General features: G+C 42.1%; 16 protein-coding genes. 7 read left to right on the top strand and 9 right to left on the bottom strand.

Annotated features, from left to right (window positions below; all coding sequences use genetic code 11):
* The 7 genes from QAI40_RS07200 to hcp form a co-directional block, all read right to left on the bottom strand.
* Window positions 1–1,077 (bottom strand): TRAP transporter permease (locus tag QAI40_RS07200; RefSeq protein WP_304511529.1); only part of this gene is annotated, 1,077 nt, incomplete at its 3' end.
* 144 nt (window positions 1,078–1,221) lie between these two features.
* Window positions 1,222–2,187, bottom strand: a complete 966-nt coding sequence (locus tag QAI40_RS07195) for a TAXI family TRAP transporter solute-binding subunit (RefSeq protein ID WP_299977914.1) — start codon at window positions 2,185–2,187, stop codon at window positions 1,222–1,224.
* 125 nt (window positions 2,188–2,312) lie between these two features.
* Window positions 2,313–2,963, bottom strand: a complete 651-nt coding sequence (locus QAI40_RS07190) for a 4Fe-4S dicluster domain-containing protein (protein ID WP_299977916.1) — start codon at window positions 2,961–2,963, stop codon at window positions 2,313–2,315.
* A gap of 55 nt (window positions 2,964–3,018) precedes the next feature.
* Window positions 3,019–3,099: a hypothetical protein gene (locus QAI40_RS17085; RefSeq protein ID WP_331520624.1), complete on the bottom strand. Its 81-nt coding sequence runs from the start codon at window positions 3,097–3,099 to the stop codon at window positions 3,019–3,021.
* Window positions 3,096–3,851, bottom strand: a complete 756-nt coding sequence (locus tag QAI40_RS07185) for an ATP-binding protein (RefSeq protein WP_299977918.1) — start codon at window positions 3,849–3,851, stop codon at window positions 3,096–3,098. The genes QAI40_RS17085 and QAI40_RS07185 overlap by 4 nt, the downstream gene beginning before the upstream one ends.
* Window positions 3,852–3,928: 77 nt before the next feature.
* Window positions 3,929–4,663, bottom strand: a complete 735-nt coding sequence (locus QAI40_RS07180) for an HD domain-containing protein (protein WP_299977921.1) — start codon at window positions 4,661–4,663, stop codon at window positions 3,929–3,931.
* A 76-nt stretch (window positions 4,664–4,739) separates the two neighbouring features.
* Window positions 4,740–6,383, bottom strand: a complete 1,644-nt coding sequence (gene hcp, locus QAI40_RS07175; RefSeq protein ID WP_299977924.1) for a hydroxylamine reductase — start codon at window positions 6,381–6,383, stop codon at window positions 4,740–4,742.
* Window positions 6,384–6,558: 175 nt separating this feature from the next.
* On the opposite strand from hcp, the gene QAI40_RS07170 reads away from it, so the two are divergent.
* The 7 genes from QAI40_RS07170 (at window position 6,559) to aspS (ending at window position 16,064) form a co-directional block, all read left to right on the top strand.
* Entirely contained in the window at window positions 6,559–7,236 is a 678-nt protein-coding gene (locus QAI40_RS07170) for a Crp/Fnr family transcriptional regulator (protein ID WP_331520623.1), read from the top strand.
* A 20-nt stretch (window positions 7,237–7,256) separates the two neighbouring features.
* A complete protein-coding gene (locus tag QAI40_RS07165; protein ID WP_299977927.1) occupies window positions 7,257–8,438 on the top strand; it encodes an RtcB family protein in 1,182 nt (393 codons plus the stop codon).
* 37 nt (window positions 8,439–8,475) lie between these two features.
* Window positions 8,476–10,203 (top strand): aldehyde ferredoxin oxidoreductase family protein, encoded by a 1,728-nt coding sequence (locus QAI40_RS07160; protein ID WP_299977930.1) that lies wholly within the window; start codon window positions 8,476–8,478, stop codon window positions 10,201–10,203.
* 98 nt (window positions 10,204–10,301) lie between these two features.
* On the top strand, window positions 10,302–11,471 hold the full coding sequence (locus QAI40_RS07155; RefSeq protein WP_299977933.1) for a metallophosphoesterase: 1,170 nt from the start codon (window positions 10,302–10,304) through the stop codon (window positions 11,469–11,471).
* A 128-nt stretch (window positions 11,472–11,599) separates the two neighbouring features.
* Window positions 11,600–12,895 (top strand): histidinol dehydrogenase, encoded by a 1,296-nt coding sequence (hisD, locus tag QAI40_RS07150; RefSeq protein ID WP_304511528.1) that lies wholly within the window; start codon window positions 11,600–11,602, stop codon window positions 12,893–12,895.
* 107 nt (window positions 12,896–13,002) lie between these two features.
* Window positions 13,003–14,259: a histidine--tRNA ligase gene (gene hisS, locus QAI40_RS07145; RefSeq protein ID WP_299977936.1), complete on the top strand. Its 1,257-nt coding sequence runs from the start codon at window positions 13,003–13,005 to the stop codon at window positions 14,257–14,259.
* Between the two features lie 17 nt (window positions 14,260–14,276).
* Complete coding sequence (gene aspS, locus QAI40_RS07140) at window positions 14,277–16,064, top strand: aspartate--tRNA ligase (protein ID WP_299977939.1); 1,788 nt, start codon at window positions 14,277–14,279, stop codon at window positions 16,062–16,064.
* Between the two features lie 79 nt (window positions 16,065–16,143).
* Here aspS and QAI40_RS07135 read toward each other — a convergent pair whose 3' ends face one another.
* Together QAI40_RS07135 and QAI40_RS07130 are read right to left on the bottom strand one after the other, a co-directional pair.
* Window positions 16,144–17,289: a hybrid sensor histidine kinase/response regulator gene (locus QAI40_RS07135; RefSeq protein ID WP_299977942.1), complete on the bottom strand. Its 1,146-nt coding sequence runs from the start codon at window positions 17,287–17,289 to the stop codon at window positions 16,144–16,146.
* A gap of 125 nt (window positions 17,290–17,414) precedes the next feature.
* Window positions 17,415–18,065 (bottom strand): response regulator, encoded by a 651-nt coding sequence (locus QAI40_RS07130; RefSeq protein ID WP_299977945.1) that lies wholly within the window; start codon window positions 18,063–18,065, stop codon window positions 17,415–17,417.
* Between the last annotated feature and the right edge of the window lie 52 nt (window positions 18,066–18,117).

The following is an 18,117-nucleotide window of genomic DNA, read 5'->3' as shown; positions in this document are numbered from 1 at the left end:
AAGACCAAGAATCGCAGAATAACCTGGAGAATACCCTGAAAGCATAAAAATTGTGATTATGACAAGTGGAAGTATATAAAACCACTGTTTTTTAAAGATTTCTGTGGCGGAAAATTCACTCTTTTCACCAATAATATTGTGTTTTTTTGCTTCAAAATGAACCATGACAAAGACTGAGAAAAAATACATTAGTGCAGGGAATATCGCCACAAGCATTATTTTTGAATAAGGCAGACCTGTAAGCTCAGCCATGATAAATCCACCTGCGCCCATAATCGGCGGCATGAACATGCCTCCTATGGAAGCTGCTGGTTCTATTGCGCCTGCTACATGGGGCTTAAACCCTGCTTTTTTCATCATTGGTATTGTGAATGCACCGGTTGAAACAGTGTTTGCAATGGCAGAACCTGAGATGGAACCAAAAAGTCCGCTTGCAATAACTGCAACTTTTGCAGGACCACCGATTTTATGACCCACTGCAGCAAGTGGCCAGTCAATAAAAAATTTCTGGGCACCGCATTTTTCTAAAAAAGCACCAAAGAGCACAAACAAAATCACATAGGTGGCCAGAACATTGGCCATAATTCCAAACACGCCATCACTTTTATAAAATATACTGACACACAATTCAGTAAACGGAGCGCCTGCATGGGAAATCAAATCCGGTGCCAGATACCCGTAAACACCATAGGTAAGCATTACTGCACCCAGAAAAACAAATACTTTGCCCACCACCCGTCTGGCAAGTTCGATACCCACTAATACACCAATGATGGCAAACACCATATCCGTTTGTGTTTCCGCACCAGTACGGTAATTAATGGTTTCAAACATAAACATCCAGTATCCGATGGAGGCAAGGGAAAGAAGAATGAGGATATAATCCACAACCCTCATAATTTTTGATTTTGATTTGTATAAAAGGAAGACAAGCAAATAGGTTATAATGATGTAAACGCCCCTGTGATACTGGGTTGCCATGGGATGAATCACCGCAGCATAGGAGTAAAAAACGACCAGGATCACTGAGCATGCATCAAACACAATTTTCTCAAATCTATTTAACTTTTCGTACACGGTTTGCCTTCCTGTTGTTTGAAATCACTGGGGACAGATTTCAAATCTGTCCCCAGTGATTCGGTTACCGGTTAGAGGATACGAATTTTCTTTATTTAAAACCCGTACCTTAAATTAAGATATACCCGTTAAACTAACTTATGTCTATTTTAAAATACCTTTATCTTTCCAGAATTTTTCAGCACCCGGATGGAAAGGCGTTACAACACCGTCAGCACCGGTTGCAAGGGCCATCTTCTTAAATGTCTTTTTCGCAGCATGCATATGGGCCATCCCCTCATCAGTATAAATAAGGGAAAGGATTTCATATACAGAATCTGCAGGCACTTTTGAATTAGCTACCCAAAGGGCTGAATCCTGAAAGGAAGGAGAGTCATAATCTACACCCTTATAGGTATTGGCAGGGACAGACAGTTTTGTAAAATACGGATATTTCTTATAAAATCCGCTTGCTTGAGCATCTGCATCAAGGTTTACAAGGGCAATGTCATTTGTCTGTGCCGCCATGATGACAGCACCGCTCGGAAAAGCTGTAAACAGCCAGAAAGCATCCAATTGCTTGTTTCCGAATGCCTGGGCTGCATCATTGTAGCCCATTGCATTTCTTTCAATTTTATCCCAGACACCCATGTGACTGAAAAAGAGTTCACAGTTTGCAAATGCACCGGAACCGGCATTACCAACACCCACTTTTTTGCCGACAAGATCTTTTACGCTTTTGATTCCGGAACCGACACGGGTTATCAATTGGCCAGGTGCACCATAGAGCCATGCAACAGCCAGGACATTTTCATACTTTTTGGTATCATTTTTCATCATGCCGTTTCGACCCAGATAAACATGACCTGAATAAACAACACTAAATTGTTGTTTACCGGCATCTGTTTTTCTCATGTTTTCCACGGAACCTGCTGAAGACTGTGCCTGCACTTTAAACGTGCTAGACGCTTTTACAGGTTTATACACCTGGACTGCGTTGGCAACCACCTGGAATGTACCACCGGCAGGGCCGCCACCGAATACGAGTCTTTCTTTTGTAAAGGCTGTCTGGCAAAATGCCAGGGTGAGTACAGCGATAAACCCAATAACTAATAAACGTTTACTTTTCATACGATTCTCCTGTGTTTGGTGTTAAAACATAAAATCCATCTCTACCATTTAGCAGGCTACTAAATATGTAGTCAATGAATCAATTAGAGGATTTCTGATTCTGGTGTAGGTAAATTTCTTACAAATTATATGACCTGATCCACCGAGGAGAGGATATAGGAAAATCTCTGGCCGTTTTTAGACTTCGATTTATAAAACTTCAGGCACTTGTGAACGATGCTCAATACCGCATCATGGGTGTGGAGTCCCGGAACTTCCATGGCAAGTCTGGGATGGCGCCCCAATCTTCCGCCAAGCATCACCCGGAAGCCTTTTCCTTTTTCCCCGAGAGTTCCAGTGGGGCAGGCGCTTATGCATTTGGCGCAATAAAGGCATTGATGGCTACTAATTATAGGCTTAACATTCTCTTCATCCAGCATAACGGCGTTTTCATCACAAACCTCCACACAGGCACTGCAAAGGGTGCAGGCTTCATCGAAAACACCTGGCAGAACCGCTCCAATGATACCGATATCCACAATCTGAGGCCTTGAGCAGGCATTCGGGCAATCGGAAAGCGCAACCCTGAACTCGTGGTGGAATTTTAGATCCCCTTTTACAGTCTCTTTTAAAAAGGAAAGGATATTCTCTTTTTCAATAATTGTTTCAATATCCTTTGCAAGCTGGGTGCATGAATTTGCCGCGTTCGGGCATCCGGCACCCCCAAAGCAGGTTGTGACCTCATATCCTTTAATTTCTTTTTCCATCCCGCCTTTGGAAAGGAATTTTTGTTTCAATTCAGTCACATCCGACAATTCAACAAATGTCTTTCCCTTTTGTTCAACAAAATTCTCAATTTTTTTTTTTAACTTTTTGTCTTACAAAAAAAGGAATTTTTTTTATGGCCCTGTCTGCATCTTCAGACCAGTTCATGAAAGGATTTGTCCACGGGGACTGACCACAACTTCTTTAAGCGGGATATCAACATCTGCTTTTTCTAGAGCCTTCTTAATAATTATCGGCAGGGCAGAACAGCAGGGCACTTCCATGACAACGGATGTGATACTTTTTATCCCTGACACTTTAAATACCTGGGAAAGCTTTTCAACATTTTCGTCGGCATTGTCAAATTTGGGGCACCCTATCATCACAGCATTTCCTTTCAAAAAATCTGCATGAAAGGCCGGATAAGCCACAGGCACACAATCGGCTGCAATCACAAGATCTGCGTCTTTGAGAAATGGTGCACCCGCCGGAACCAATCTGATCTGAACCGGCCAGTGACCCAGACTGGATGCGCTGCCGGATGATTGACCGGGTGCCTGCGTTATTGGTTTATTAGCACAGTCACAAGGACTTTCGTTGGCTGTCGGGAAGGTACTGATTGTATTGGAAGGACAGCCACAGGCAATGGTTTCTGCTTCTTTTTTTTGAATTTTCTGCTGTTTCAACAACACTTCAACAGCTTCTTCATCAAAATCGTCTGCCTCTCTTTCTATGATCTTTAAAGCATCCTGGGGACAGTCACCTATGCACGCACCCAAGCCATCGCAATATTTATCTGCAATCACTTTTGCCTTACCATCTATGATTTGAATCGCACCTTCTGCACAGGCAAGCACACAATTTCCGCAACCGTCACACAGTTCTTCATCTATTTCGATTATTTTTCTGGTCACTTTCATATCGTCGTCCCCCTCATTCTATATTGATTTAAATCATATGCGCTTTTTTAGATCGCATATGATTTAATTTTTATTTTCTAATTCGTCCCTACCAACACCTGTTTTGCAAGCTCGTTTCCGGCTGTGGTTAAAAAAAGCCGGTCAAGTTTGGCGAAAAACTCCTTATCATCAACACCGTTTTTCCCTTCGCAACTTACCATATGGGTCAGCATATCCGCATCATGCAAAACTTTGCGGTTCAAACTGTCTTTTTTTGCCGGACGATTATGGTGTCCCACAATCTCAATAACTTCATTGATCAATTCCTCTTTTGCTCCCAGTTTTTCCATGAGAACTCTTGCCACTTTCGGGCTCTCTTTTTCCATGTATTCAGGTTTTATTGAATCATGTTTCTCAAGAACATTTTTTACACCGATATCATATAAATATGCCGCGCAAAGAACCACGGCAAGATTTGCTTTTTCTTTTTTTCCGATTTTCTCTGCAAAATTAGCCACCTTTGCAGTATGCCCAATACGTTTAAAATCCGTGCCCATATATCTTTTCATTTCTACGGCCACCCGGTCTTTTAAGAGATCATCTCTTTGGGCGACAAATTCTTCAGGCAGCGTTCCAAGACATTGCTCGGCAAATTTACAATAGGAAGCGCAGCCAAAATCCATCTTGGGATTAACAATCTTTTTTTTGCAGTTTGCACATCTTCGAGTGGCGTCATCCTTGAAAAACTCCATGGGATGACCGCATTCCGGACATTCAGTTTCAAAGATAGCGTCTTTATTCCAGTATTGGGTATCTTGTCCCGGGCATTTCATTTTAAGCCTCCTTGCAAACTTTTGGTTTACAGCCGGTGCATGATCTTTTCATACACCGGCTATACATTTTCTTTATTTACTTACCCTGCATCATAGCTGCTATATCAGCATCAGCATCTGTAGTCGGTTTAATATCAAAATTTTCAACCAGAACATTCAGTACTGTCGGGGAAACAAAGGCCGGCAGTGTGGGTCCAAGTCGGATACCCTTTACGCCCAGATGAAGCAGAGCCAGAAGAACGGCAACCGCCTTTTGTTCATACCATCCAATATCAAAGGAAATCGGCAGATCGTTGATATGATCAAGACCAAACGCTTCCTGGAGTTTAAGGGCAATGACGACAAGTGAATAGCAATCGTTGCACTGTCCGGCATCAAGCACCCTTGGGATTCCGCCGATATCGCCCAGATCCAATTTATTGTACCTGTATTTTGCACATCCGGCAGTCAGAATTATGGTATCTTTAGGCAGTTTTTCAGCTACTTCGGTAAAATAATTTCTTCCTTTTTGACGACCGTCACAACCGGCCATGACAATAAATCGTTTGATTGCGCCTGATTTTACAGCATCAACCACCTTGTCTGCAAGCGCCAGCACCTGGTTGTGGGCAAACCCGCCGACAATTTTACCGGTTTCAATTTCTTCCGGTGCGTTGCAGGTTTTGGCAAGCTCAACAATTTTAGAAAAATCTTTAGCACCTCCATTCACCCTGTCTGCAATATGTTTTACACCTGGAAAGCCAACCACACCAGTGGTAAAGACCTTATCTTTGTAGGTATTTTTCTTTTTCATGGGGATAATGCAATTGGTGGTCATGAGAACAGGGCCGTTAAAGGATTCAAAATCTTCATTCTGATGCCACCAGGAACCGCCATAATTGCCTTTAAGATGGGCAAATTTTTTAAAAGCAGGATAATAATTGGCCGGAAGCATTTCACCATGGGTATATACATCCACGCCGGTCCCATCCGTCTGTTTTAAAAGTTCTTCCATATCTTTAAGATCATGTCCGGAGATCAGTATTCCAGGATTTGTACTAACACCGAGATTTACTTCGGAAAGTTCCGGATGGCCGTAAGCTGTTGTATTGGCTTCATCAAGAGCTGCCATAGTAGTGACTGCAACCTCACCGGCTTTAAGTACCATGCCCACCATTTCATCCACGGAGAGATCCTGGGTGGTGGACGCAAGTGCCTCAAACATGAAATCAAAAATTTCATCTTTTTCTACGCCCAGAACCGATGCATGATCTGCATAAGCGGCAATCCCTTTTAACCCGATGATAAGAAGTTCACGAAGGGATCTGACATCCTCGTTTTCCGTGGCAAGTACACCAATGGTTTCAGCCTTGGCTTTAAAGGAAGCCACATCATCGGAATACCAGGTGGCACTCTCATGAAGATCCGACCCCACTTGATCCTTCACTCTTTCATAAAGCTCTTTTTTAACTTTTTGCGCCTGCTGAATCCAGTCAACCAATTTTTCTTCATCAAAATTTGCATTTGTAATAGTGGTAAATAAAGCCTGGGCAACAAACAGAGCGGCATCTTTGGGAGTTGCTGAACCTTTTGCCTTTGCCGCGCTTGCAATAACACCGATTCCTTTGAGGTTATAAATCAACAGGTCCTGAAGAATGGCTGTATCATTCTCTTTTCCGCAAACACCTTTAATGGTGCATCCTTGGTTTTTCGCTGTTTCCTGACATTGAAAACAAAACATGTTACTTTCTCCTTATATTATAGTTAATGAACAATTAATCTTTACATCCTGGCTTGAAGTTATTATAAAAAAAGATATAAATCCTTGACCTGGATCAAGTAATCTTACTTTTTTTGATTTTTTTTGATTTTAAAAATTTTTTAATTATTTTCGAAAGTTAACTGGAGAATTATATATTATTAAAAAATTAAAAGCCATCCCTCTTTTTTCAACTCTTTCTGATGAGCACCTGGAAAAAACAGCTACCATTGCCACAACCCTCAAATTTGATAAAGGGGAAATAATCTTCCATGAAGGAGATAAGGGGGATGGGTTTTATATGGTTGAAAAAGGAAAAATTAAAATTTTTAAACTTTCCTTTGAGGGCAAAGAACAGATCCTTCATATTTACGGTCCCGGCCACACCTTTGGAGAAGTCCCGGTTTTTGAAGGAAAAAATTTCCCAGCCTCTTCCATGGCGCTTGAAAAATCAGACATTATTTTTCTTCCCAGACATAAATTTGTAGACTTGATTACTGCAACACCAGGGCTTGGAATGAACCTGCTGGCAGATCTGTCCAAACGACTCCGGGAATTTACCATACAGATTGAAAACTTAAGTTTAAAGGAAGTCCCTGCTAGACTCGCAGCCTATATTCTCACGCTTTCCAAAGAACAGAAAAACAAAAAACAGGTGATCCTTCCCATATCAAAGGCACAATTGTCCAACCTGATCGGCACCACCCCTGAAACCGTTTCCAGAATATTTAAAAAAATGATGGCTTCTTCTTATATTGAGGTACAGACCAAAACCATTTTAATTAAAGACCTTGAAGGGCTTCTTGAACTGTCAGAATCAGGCAGTCTTTCTTAAGTTAAAAAAGCACCAAATATATGACAAAAAAGGCGAAATATACTATTTGGGGAAAAGATATAGACCCTGCTGCAGTATCGCAAATGGAAGATGCTGTAAGCCTTCCTGTCTCCATCAAAGGTGCTTTGATGCCGGATGCTCATTTGGGATACGGGCTGCCCATCGGTGGTGTGCTGGCGGTTAAGGATGTTATCATCCCGTATGCCGTCGGGGTTGACATAGCCTGCCGGATGAAAATGTCTGTGCTGCCCATACCTTTCAAAGATTATGAGACCCATAAACAGGTCTTCAGACAGGCCCTTGAAACCCAGACAAAATTCGGTGTGGGAGAAGAGTTTTCCCGCCCCAGGCAGCATCGGGTAATGGATGAAGACTGGACATTCAGTCATGTCGTCAAATCCTTAAAAGACAAGGCCCATAAACAATTGGGAACCAGCGGCTCAGGAAACCACTTTGCAGAATTTGGTAAACTTTGCCTAACCCGCGATGACATCGGTCTAACGGCAGGAGAATATATTGCGTTTCTGACCCACTCGGGCAGCAGGGGTGCAGGCGCCAGGATAGCCGACCATTACTCTAATCTTGCAAAAAGGCTTCATCCTGAACTTGGCAGGCCGTTAAACAATCTTGCCTGGCTGGACATGAAAAGAGGAGAAGGTATTGAATACTTCAAGGCCATGGAACTTATGGGAAGATATGCATCTGCCAGCCATGAAATTATTCACACTGCCGTGTTGAGCTTTATTGGGGAAGAATCAATTGCGACAATAGAAAATCACCATAATTTTGCCTGGAAGGAAAAAATCGGGTTACGCTCCGTGATTGTCCACCGCAAAGGGGCAACACCTGCTGACAAAGGAGTTTTGGGTATCATCCCCGGATCCATGGCTGATCCGGGATTTATTGTCAGGGGACTTGGAAATGATGAATCTTTAAATTCAGCCGCCCATGGGGCCGGACGGCAAATGAGCCGAAATGCTGCCATGAAACGATTCAGTTTTAAAGATTTACAAAAAATTTTACAAAAAAAAGACGTGACGTTAATTTCTGCTGGACTTGATGAAATACCCATGGCATATAAAAACATTGAAGTTGTCATGGATCAACAAAAGGATCTTGTTGAAATTGTGGCAAAATTTGAACCCCGACTGGTAAAAATGGCGCCACCCGGCAGAAAAAAACGACGAAAAAAAAGAAAATAATTGTTTTTTATTAACCTAAGTAGTCAAGGAGGGGAAAATGGGAAAACTTTTAAGGGTAAACACAAAAGAAAAAACCTTTGGGTTTGAAGAAGTACCGGAAGCTTATGCAGGTTTAGGAGGCCGGGCACTCACATCCAAAATGATTCTGGATGAAGTGCCGGCGACCTGTCATCCGCTTGGAAAAGCAAACAAACTGATTTTTTCCCCGGGACTTCTTACCGGTTCCCCCGCAGCCAATTCAGGCAGATTGTCAGCCGGGGCCAAATCACCGCTGACAGGTGGCATCAAAGAGAGTAATTCCGGTGGATATGCTTCCCAGAAACTTGCAAGACTGGGCATTGCAGCCCTGGTTCTTGAAGATAAGCCGGAAGAAGATGAGTTCAGCATCATTGTGATTAACAATGATAGTGTTGAAGTTCTGCCGGCAGGAGACCTTACGAATGCGGGTAACTATGAAGTGATGGAAAAACTATGGCAAAAATACGGTAAAAATGTTGCCGTTATCAGTATTGGCCAGGCAGGCGAACAATGCCTCAAAGGGGCCAGTATGAACCAGGCCGATTTGAATGGAAGGCCGGGACGTGCCCACGGCAGAGGGGGTCTGGGTGCGGTCATGGGATCCAAAAAAATCAAAGCCATCGTCGTGGATGACAAAGGTGCCCCCCGTGTTGAAATTAAAGATCCGGAAGCGTTTAAAGCCGCCAACAAAAGATGGGTGGACATGTTAAAAAGTCATCCCGTCTCCGGACAAGGCCTGCCTTCCTATGGTACGGCTGTGCTGGTAAATCTGGTCAATGAAGCTGGCGCATTCCCTACCAAAAACTTCAGATCCGGCCGATTTGAGCATGCCCAGGATATCAGCGGCGAAAAAATGGCGGAGCTCATTGAACAAAGAGGCGGTGTTACAACCGAAGGATGCCATCCGGGTTGTGTGATTAAATGTTCCAATGTCTACCATGACAAAGATGGCAAGTATCTCACATCCGGGTTTGAATATGAAACCATCTGGGCCTTTGGTGCCCATACCACCATCAAGGAACTGGATGATATTGCCATGCTGGACAGGCTGTGTGATGATTTCGGCCTTGATACCATTGAAATGGGTGTCGCTATAGGTATTGCCATGGAAGGCGGCATGATTCCCTGGGGAGATGGCAAGGCTGCCATAGATCTTCTGTCAAAAGTTGGTGATTTTGCTCCTGAAGGAAAAATCATTGGAAATGGCTCTGTGTTCACTGGCGAGGCCCTTGGTGTGGACAGGATACCTGTAGTCAAAAAGCAGGCCCTTCCTGCCTATGATCCAAGATCCTGTAAAGGCGTTGGGGTGACCTATGCCACAACTCCCATGGGGGCTGATCATACGGCAGGTTACGGTGTGACTGCTAATATTTTGAGTGTTGGCGGAACCATCGACCCTTGCAAAAAAGAAGGAAATATTGAGCTTTCCCAGAACCTTCAGGTTGCCACAGCAGCCATTGATGCAGCAGGACTTTGTCTGTTTATTGCCTTTGCCATACTTGACGATGAAGACGGGGTTCCAACCATTGTAGACATGCTTAACGCAAGATATGGACTGACGCTCACACCAAATGATATTGTTGCCCTTGGAAAATCCATCCTGAACAATGAAAAGGAATTTAACAGGAAAGCCGGGTTCACAGAAATTGATGACCAGCTTCCGGAGATGTTTAATGAAACATTTCCTCCTCATAATACAACGTGGGATTTTACTCTCGAGGAATTGTCAGAAACGCTTAAATTTTAAACCGTAAGTTTAAATAGCGTTTGATCAAAAATAAGGGCAGTACTTCTGCCCTTATTTTTTCAATTGTAACTTAATCTGCCAATATTTAAGATAACCAAATGACCTTCTTTTTTATTTTCACCAGCTTTCTTTTTATCATTTACCTTTACACCGGTTTTAGGTTAATCCCGTCTCTTCTGAAAAAACGGGCTGCACTATACTGTTGGGGTATCTTTTTCCTTTCCCTTATCTCTTTGATGGTGCATATTTATTTACGGGTCAACTTTATTTTTCCCGGTATTTCAACGGGCCTAGCCTGGATCGGATATACATCACTTGGCCTTGTCAGTTACCTTTTTTGCCTTGCCTTTTTCCGCGATCTTCTGATCATACCTTCTCTGATGATATTAAAAACAAAACAACTCTTTATAAAATCAGAAAAACTGCCCTTTTTTAATCCGGAAAGAAGAATTTTTCTCTTTAAGGCATCAGGTTTAACAATCACTGCTTTGAGCACATCCACCACTGCCTTTGGATATGCCACCGCCCTACAGGATCCAAAGGCTGTCCAAATTGATATTAAATTAAAAGAAAACCTCAAAGACTTAAAGGGGCTCAAAATTGTTCAGTTTACAGATCTTCATGTGGGCTCTACCATCAAATACGATTATGTTAAGCGCGCCTGCGATACAATCAACACCCTGAAAGCCGATCTTATTGTTTTCACAGGAGATCTTGCAGACGGGTCTCCGCAGGACCTTGCCCTTGATGTTTCCCCTTTGATGGATCTTTATGCACCCCTTGGAAAATATTTTGTCACAGGCAACCATGAATATTATTCCGGTGCAAAAAGATGGATTCGTGAAGTAAAGATGTTAGGGTTTGAGCCGCTCATCAATGAACACCGGGTTATCGAATATAACAACGGACTTTTAACCCTTTCAGGCGTGACGGATATCAGGGCCGGAACTTTTTTCCAGGATCATCAATCAAGCCCCGAAAAAGCCATTCAAGGATGCCCTGAAAAGAGTTTCAAACTGCTCTGCGCCCATCATCCCAAAAGTATTTACAGGGCCTCACAGGCAGGGTTCGATTTACAGTTATCCGGTCACACCCATGGCGGTCAGTATTTCCCGTTTGATTATTTTATCAGGCTTAAACACCCGTTTGTGAAAGGGTTATACCAATATCAAAACACACAGCTTTATGTCAGCCAGGGTACCGGATACTGGGGGCCGCCGTTAAGGCTTGGAACTTTTCCTGAAATAACCCTGTTCAAATTTATTTGATGGATTTATAGATTTTCTTTTGCTATAAAAAGAGCCAAAGCTTTTATATATGTCTGAAATTTATCGGTATTTAAAGACCACATAATCACCACAATATAAACCATATTTTTTTGGGAATAATAAAAAGAATGAAAATATATCAATATCCTTCCAAGAGTGCAGAAAAAAGAGTAAAAGATACCATAGAACGAGGCTTGGGATTCTCAAAACAGGATTATGAGAGGGTTGAAGCCTATCTTGAAGATGTAAAAACACGGGGGGATGAAGCCCTTGTTGAATACACCAAGAAATTTGATTCAAAAAAAGTCACCATTGATTCTTTAAAAGTGACCCAAAAAGAGTTTGAAATTGCATTAAAAAACGTTGATACATCATTTTTAAAAGCCATAGACCGATCTGTCAATCAAATTGAATATTTTCATTCAAAACAGAAAGAAAACTCCTGGATTGATACACCCAGAAACGGTGTCATGGTGGGACAACTTGTCAAACCAGTGAGTACTGCAGGTGTTTATGCGCCAGGAGCAAAGGGAGGGAAAACCCCTTTGGTGTCATCTGTATTAATGGGAGGAATTCCTGCAAAAATAGCTGGTGTTCCATCCATTAATCTTATGACCCCGCCCATGGAAAACGGTGAAATCAACCCATATATTCTTGCTGCAGCCCAAAGGATTGGAATTACTTCAGTTTTTAAAGCTGGAAGTGCCTGGGCAATAGGTGCCTTGGCCTATGGAACCCAAACCGTCCCAAAAGCAGATGTGATTGTTGGTCCTGGAAATATCTATGTGACGCTTGCTAAAAAAATTGTTGTCGGCATAGTAGGAATTGACATGATTGCAGGCCCCAGCGAAATACTTATCATTGCCGATAAACACGCAAACCCTCAATTTCTGGCAGCAGACCTTCTTTCCCAGGCTGAACACGATGCCATGGCCTCTTCCATACTTGTGACAGATTCACCAAGCCTTGCCAAAAATACAGTTGCCGCCATTGAAAACCAGATTGAAAAACTATCCAGAAAAAATATTGCAAAGAAATCCATTGAAAAGTTCGGTGCCATTATGCTGGTCCCGGACATTGAAACCGGAATCGAACTTTCAAACCGTCTTGCACCTGAGCATCTTGAGCTGATTGTCAAAGAGCCCTTTGATTATATCAACCAAATACAGAATGCCGGCGCCTTGTTTTTAGGGCCGTACACCCCTGAACCCATGGGAGATTATATTGCAGGGCCCAACCATGTCCTGCCCACTGCCGGGACAGCAAGATTTTCTTCAGCTTTAGGTGTTGAGCATTTCACAAAAAAAACCAGTTTAATTCATTATTCAAAAGCTGCCTTTAAAAAGGAAGCCGACGATGTGATCCGACTGGCTGAAACCGAAGGGCTGACTGCCCATGCTAACTCGGTTAAAATCAGAAAATAACAATTTATTGAAACATCATTTTACGTATTGACTAACACCCTGATTTTAATCTATAAATAACGGTTGTTTTAAATTTTGATAATAATTTTTAGGTAAAAGAAAAAATAATGCAGACCATACGAGGGTTTAGAGATATACTGCCGAAGCATATTCCCCTCTGGCAGAAAGTAGAGAAAGAGGTAACACATTTATTTGAAGCATTTGGGTTTAAAGAAATCCGGATTCCCATCCTGGAAAAAACAGAACTTTTTGCCAGAAGTATCGGAGAAGTAACCGATATTGTTGAAAAAGAGATGTATACCTTTGAGGATCGGAAGGGGGACAAACTGACCTTAAGGCCGGAAGCCACAGCTTCTATTGTCAGGTCTTACATCCAGCATAAAATGTATGCAATAGACCCTGTCAGAAAATTTTACATGATCGGCCCCATGTTCAGACGTGAAAGGCCCCAAAAAGGAAGATACCGTCAATTCTATCAAATTGATGCAGAAATATTGGGGGTGGAATCTGCCTATGTTGACAGTGAATTGATTTTTCTGTTAAACGAATTATTTAAACGTCTTGGACTGACCGGGCTTTCAGCACATATAAATTCCCTTGGATGCCCTGAATGCAGGCCATCCTTTCAAAAAGCACTTTTGAATTTTATTGAATCAAAAAAAGACAGGCTTTGTGAAAACTGCTTAAGAAGGATGGATAAAAACCCCTTAAGAATCATTGACTGTAAAATAGCAGGTTGTAGAAAAGCGCTTGCCGATGCCCCTGCAACCCTGGACTACCTCTGCAATGACTGTTCAGACCATTTTAATATAGTAAAAACAACCCTTGAAAAACAAGGCATTGATTTTATTGTGGACAAATCCCTGGTGCGCGGCCTGGATTACTATACCCGGACTGCCTGGGAAATTCAGACCACTTATCTTGGCGCACAAAGTGCAGTTGCCGGCGGCGGGCGATATGACGGCCTTGTCAAAGAACTGGGCGGCCCCCAAACACCCGCGATAGGGTTTGCCATTGGCTTTGACCGACTGGTGGAGGTAATGGAACAGACTAATAAAACATCGGAAGCCCTCTCCCTTGATCTGTTTATCATTTCTTTAGGTGATGCGGCCATGGAAAAAGGATATCACTGGTCCTGTGAGCTGAACCAGGCCGACATTCGCACAGAGATTGATTTCAGGGGAAAAAGCCTGAAATCCCTTATGAAACGGGCAAACAAACTAGGTGCCCAATATGTATTGATTGCCGGTGAAAATGAGCTGGTCGAAAATGCCATTGTATTACGAAACATGAATACCAAAGAACAGGTATCTCTCGCCATAGAAACCCTGATTCCTGAACTGATCAAGATAATTAAAAAATAATATAGAGGAAACACTACGTGACTGATTTACTAGGAGATTTAAAAAGAACACATCATTGTTGCCAATTAAGGGACACTGATATCAATAAGGAAGTTGTTTTAATGGGCTGGGTTCAGCACCGCCGTGACCATGGAGGGGTAATATTTATTGATTTAAGGGACAAAGAAGGTATCACCCAGATTGTTTTTAACCCGGAAAATTCAAAAGCGGTTCATAAAAAAGCCCAGGAAATCAGAAACGAATATGTCATTGGTGTAAAAGGAAAAGTCATTGCAAGACCCTATGATATGCTCAACCCGAACATGAAAACCGGTGCCATTGAAGTATTGATAGATGAACTGAGCATTTTTTCCAGGGCCGAAACTCCGGCATTCCCGATTGACGACCGGATCGAAGCATCGGAATCCATTCGGTTGCAATACAGATATCTGGATTTAAGACGACCCCAGCTGAAAAATAATATTCTGGCAAGACATAAGGCCACTATAGCTGTCAGGAACTATCTTGACAATAACGGGTTTGTGGATATTGAAACACCTTTTTTGACCAAAAGTACACCTGAGGGTGCAAGGGATTACCTGGTTCCGTCCCGGGTCAACCAGGGGGACTTTTATGCGTTGCCCCAGTCTCCTCAGCTTTTCAAACAATTATTGATGATCGCAGGTTTTGACAAGTATTATCAAATTGTCAAATGTTTCAGGGATGAAGATTTAAGAGCGGACCGGCAGCCCGAATTCACCCAGATCGACATGGAGCTTTCTTTTGTTGATGAAAAACAGATTATGGAGATGGCCGAGGGCATGATCGTTGCCATTTTCAAAAAAGTGCTGGATATGGACCTTGTCACACCCTTCCCAAAGATCACCTATGACGATGCCATGACAAGATTTGGTCTGGACCGGCCGGACTTGCGATTTGGCCTGGAATTATGTGATATCTCCGATATTGTAAAAGATGCCGGATTCAAAGTGTTTGCAAACGTGGTAAAAAATGGCGGCCTTGTTAAAGCCATTAATGCAAAAGGATGCGCGAGCTTTACCAGAAAACAGATTGACGAGCTGACTGATTTTGCTGCTGTATATAAAGCAAAGGGGCTCGCCTGGATAAAGATCAAAGAAGATGCATGGCAGTCTCCCATTGCCAAGTTTTTTACCGATGAAGAAAAAGATGCCTTAAGAAAACGACTGGACCTTGAACCCGGAGATATTGTTTTCTTTGTGGCAGACCAGCCGAAAATCACAAACGAAGCCCTTGGCCAGTTAAGGAATGAACTGGCAAGACGACTTGAACTGATTTCTGATGATATCTATGAATTTACCTGGGTGACCCAATTTCCATTGCTGGATTATGATGAAACAGAAAAACGTTATCAAGCCCTGCACCATCCATTCACCGCACCCCTTGAGGAAGACATTGAAAAACTTTCTTCCAATCCTCTTGCGGTTAAATCAAGGGCCTATGACCTGGTGTTGAACGGAATTGAAATCGGCGGCGGAAGTATACGTATCCATTCTGCCAAACTTCAGTCAAAAGTATTAGATTGTCTTGGAATTGATGAAAACGAGGCCAATGAAAAGTTCGGGTTTCTTTTAAATGCCCTGACATCCGGAGCACCACCTCATGGAGGAATCGCATTCGGGCTCGACCGCCTGATGATGCTGTTGTGCAAAGAAGACTCCATCAGAAATGTCATTGCCTTTCCAAAAACACAAAAAGCAACCTGCCTTCTGACGGAAGCGCCGTCAAAAGCATCAACAGCACAGCTTCAGGAACTTGCAATTAAAGTATCCAAAATAAAAGAATAATGTCAAGGATTGAGTACGTTTGAAAGACAAGACTTGCAAACAGCTTTTAGAATAGCTGTTTGCAAGGATTTTAGACAATCTATAATTCTAACGCTTCTCTTAATTTATGAGAAAAATCGATTACACTGTAAGGCTTCAGAATATACCCTTTGCACCCTTGTCTGAGCATTTTCTGGACCTTTTCATCAATGGCATATCCTGTTGAAATCAGCACCTTAATATCGGGATTTAGTTTCTTGAGTTTCAGGAATGTCTCAAGTCCGTTCATTTCCGGCATAATCATATCAAGAACAACAAGATTGATCTCTTCTTTTTTCTCTTTATAAAGTCTTATTGCTTCTTCTCCGGAAGCTACAGTTAGCACACTATACCCAAGCGCCTTGCAAATTTCTCGTCCAATCGTCAGAATCCTTTCCTCATCATCAACCAGAAGTACCGATTCATTCCCCAGAACCAGCTTTTCATCTTCTACAGGAATATCTATATTACCTGCCGCTTCCTTTAAAGGTAAAATAATGGAAAAAGAAGATCCAGCCTTTGGAGAACTCCACACATCAATGACCCCGTTATGATTCTGAATGATTCCCTTGGCAAATGTTAACCCCAGCCCCTTTTTCTCAGGATATCGTTCATGGCCTGCGGAATAAAAAGGAGTGAAAATATTCTCCAACACATCTTTTTCCATACCGATACCGGTATCTGTTATGGTGATTTTTACGAAAAATCCAGTGTTTAACCCATAAGAACCTGCGCTTCCATTTAAAATAGCGGCAGATTCAGTGACAACGGAAAGTTTTCCGCGTTTTGGCATGGCCTGTAGTGCATTATCGACAATACTTATAAAAACCTGGGTGATTTTATCAGAATCTGCTTCAACGATCAGGGGTTTTGAGTCAAGTTCCACATCCAAAACAATGCTTTTTCCATTAAGATCAAGGTTTTCCACTACTTTTCGAACCAGCCGGTTTACATCAATGAAGCTGGTAGAATACTCATCAACTTTTGCAAAACCAAGTAACTGGTTTGCAATTTCAGATCCTTTATCAATGCATTGGATGATTTCTATGATGTGTTGATAAAGCGGATCAGAAGGTTTTATGCTATTCTTCATCAGCGATGTTTTGTCTTTAATTACAGCTAAAAGGTTATTAAAATCATGGGCTATTCCACCTGCAATCGCTTCCATCGCATCGGGAGTTTCACTTTTTAATTGAATATGTTCCATTTTGGCACCTTCCCTTATAACCAATTAATATTCTCTATTAATCCAAACAAATTTTAATATAGTAAAAAGATAAGGGTATTTCAATCAGGGAAAACCCTGATTTTTGCAAAAAAATTAAACTTTTTTTACTCCAGGAAAACAATCCCTTCTTTAATTGCAAATTTTGTCAGCCCGGCAATAGTGAAAATACCGAGTTTTTTCATGATATTTGTGCGATGGGTTTCTATTGTTTTGATACTGACGTTCAGTTTTTCAGCGATGTTCCTGGTTTTTTCCCCTTCTGCAACCAGTTGAAGAACTTCCCGTTCTTTTTTTGAAATTTCTTTGAATTTTGGCATATCCTCGATATCTTTAACCATATTACCCTGGCTGTCGACATACATCCTGGCAATGGATGGGGTTAAATAAACATTACCTTTATTGACTTCCTGTATGGCATCATACAATTCATCAAATGCAGACTCTTTTAGGACGTATCCCGATGCACCGGATGCAAACATCTTATCTATGATTTTCTTACTGGAATGCATGGAAAGAGCAATGATCTTAGTATTTGGAACTGCCCGTCGTATGGCTGCCGTTGCTTCCACTCCATTGAGATCCGGCATTGAAATATCCATCATCACAATATCGGGCTGATGCGCTATTGCAAGAGATATGGCTTCACGGCCATTCTTTGCAATATCAATGACATTCACCCCCTTTTTTTCAAGAAGGTTTTTCAGTCCTTCCCGAATAATGGCATGGTCATCTGCTATGATTACCCTGATTTTCATATTCCTCACTGCCAATTTTATTTCAACCGGCAAAAGTCTATCCTGATGGCAA

It is taken from the genome of Desulfobacula sp., from assembly GCF_030611305.1.
Classification (GTDB): domain Bacteria; phylum Desulfobacterota; class Desulfobacteria; order Desulfobacterales; family Desulfobacteraceae; genus Desulfobacula.
This window is presented reverse-complemented; position numbering and strand designations above follow the sequence as displayed.

Coding starts and splice junctions, on each gene's coding strand:
- QAI40_RS07195 (WP_299977914.1), bottom strand. CDS start 2,187: ATGAAAAGTAAACGTTTATTAGTTATTGGGTTTATCGCTGTACTCACC.
- QAI40_RS17085 (WP_331520624.1), bottom strand. CDS start 3,099: ATGAACTGGTCTGAAGATGCAGACAGGGCCATAAAAAAAATTCCTTTT.
- QAI40_RS07185 (WP_299977918.1), bottom strand. CDS start 3,851: ATGAAAGTGACCAGAAAAATAATCGAAATAGATGAAGAACTGTGTGAC.
- QAI40_RS07180 (WP_299977921.1), bottom strand. CDS start 4,663: ATGAAATGCCCGGGACAAGATACCCAATACTGGAATAAAGACGCTATC.
- hcp (WP_299977924.1), bottom strand. CDS start 6,383: ATGTTTTGTTTTCAATGTCAGGAAACAGCGAAAAACCAAGGATGCACC.
- QAI40_RS07165 (WP_299977927.1), top strand. CDS start 7,257: ATGACAAAAAAGGCGAAATATACTATTTGGGGAAAAGATATAGACCCT.
- QAI40_RS07160 (WP_299977930.1), top strand. CDS start 8,476: ATGGGAAAACTTTTAAGGGTAAACACAAAAGAAAAAACCTTTGGGTTT.
- QAI40_RS07155 (WP_299977933.1), top strand. CDS start 10,302: ATGACCTTCTTTTTTATTTTCACCAGCTTTCTTTTTATCATTTACCTT.
- hisD (WP_304511528.1), top strand. CDS start 11,600: ATGAAAATATATCAATATCCTTCCAAGAGTGCAGAAAAAAGAGTAAAA.
- hisS (WP_299977936.1), top strand. CDS start 13,003: ATGCAGACCATACGAGGGTTTAGAGATATACTGCCGAAGCATATTCCC.
- QAI40_RS07135 (WP_299977942.1), bottom strand. CDS start 17,289: ATGGAACATATTCAATTAAAAAGTGAAACTCCCGATGCGATGGAAGCG.
- QAI40_RS07130 (WP_299977945.1), bottom strand. CDS start 18,065: ATGAAAATCAGGGTAATCATAGCAGATGACCATGCCATTATTCGGGAA.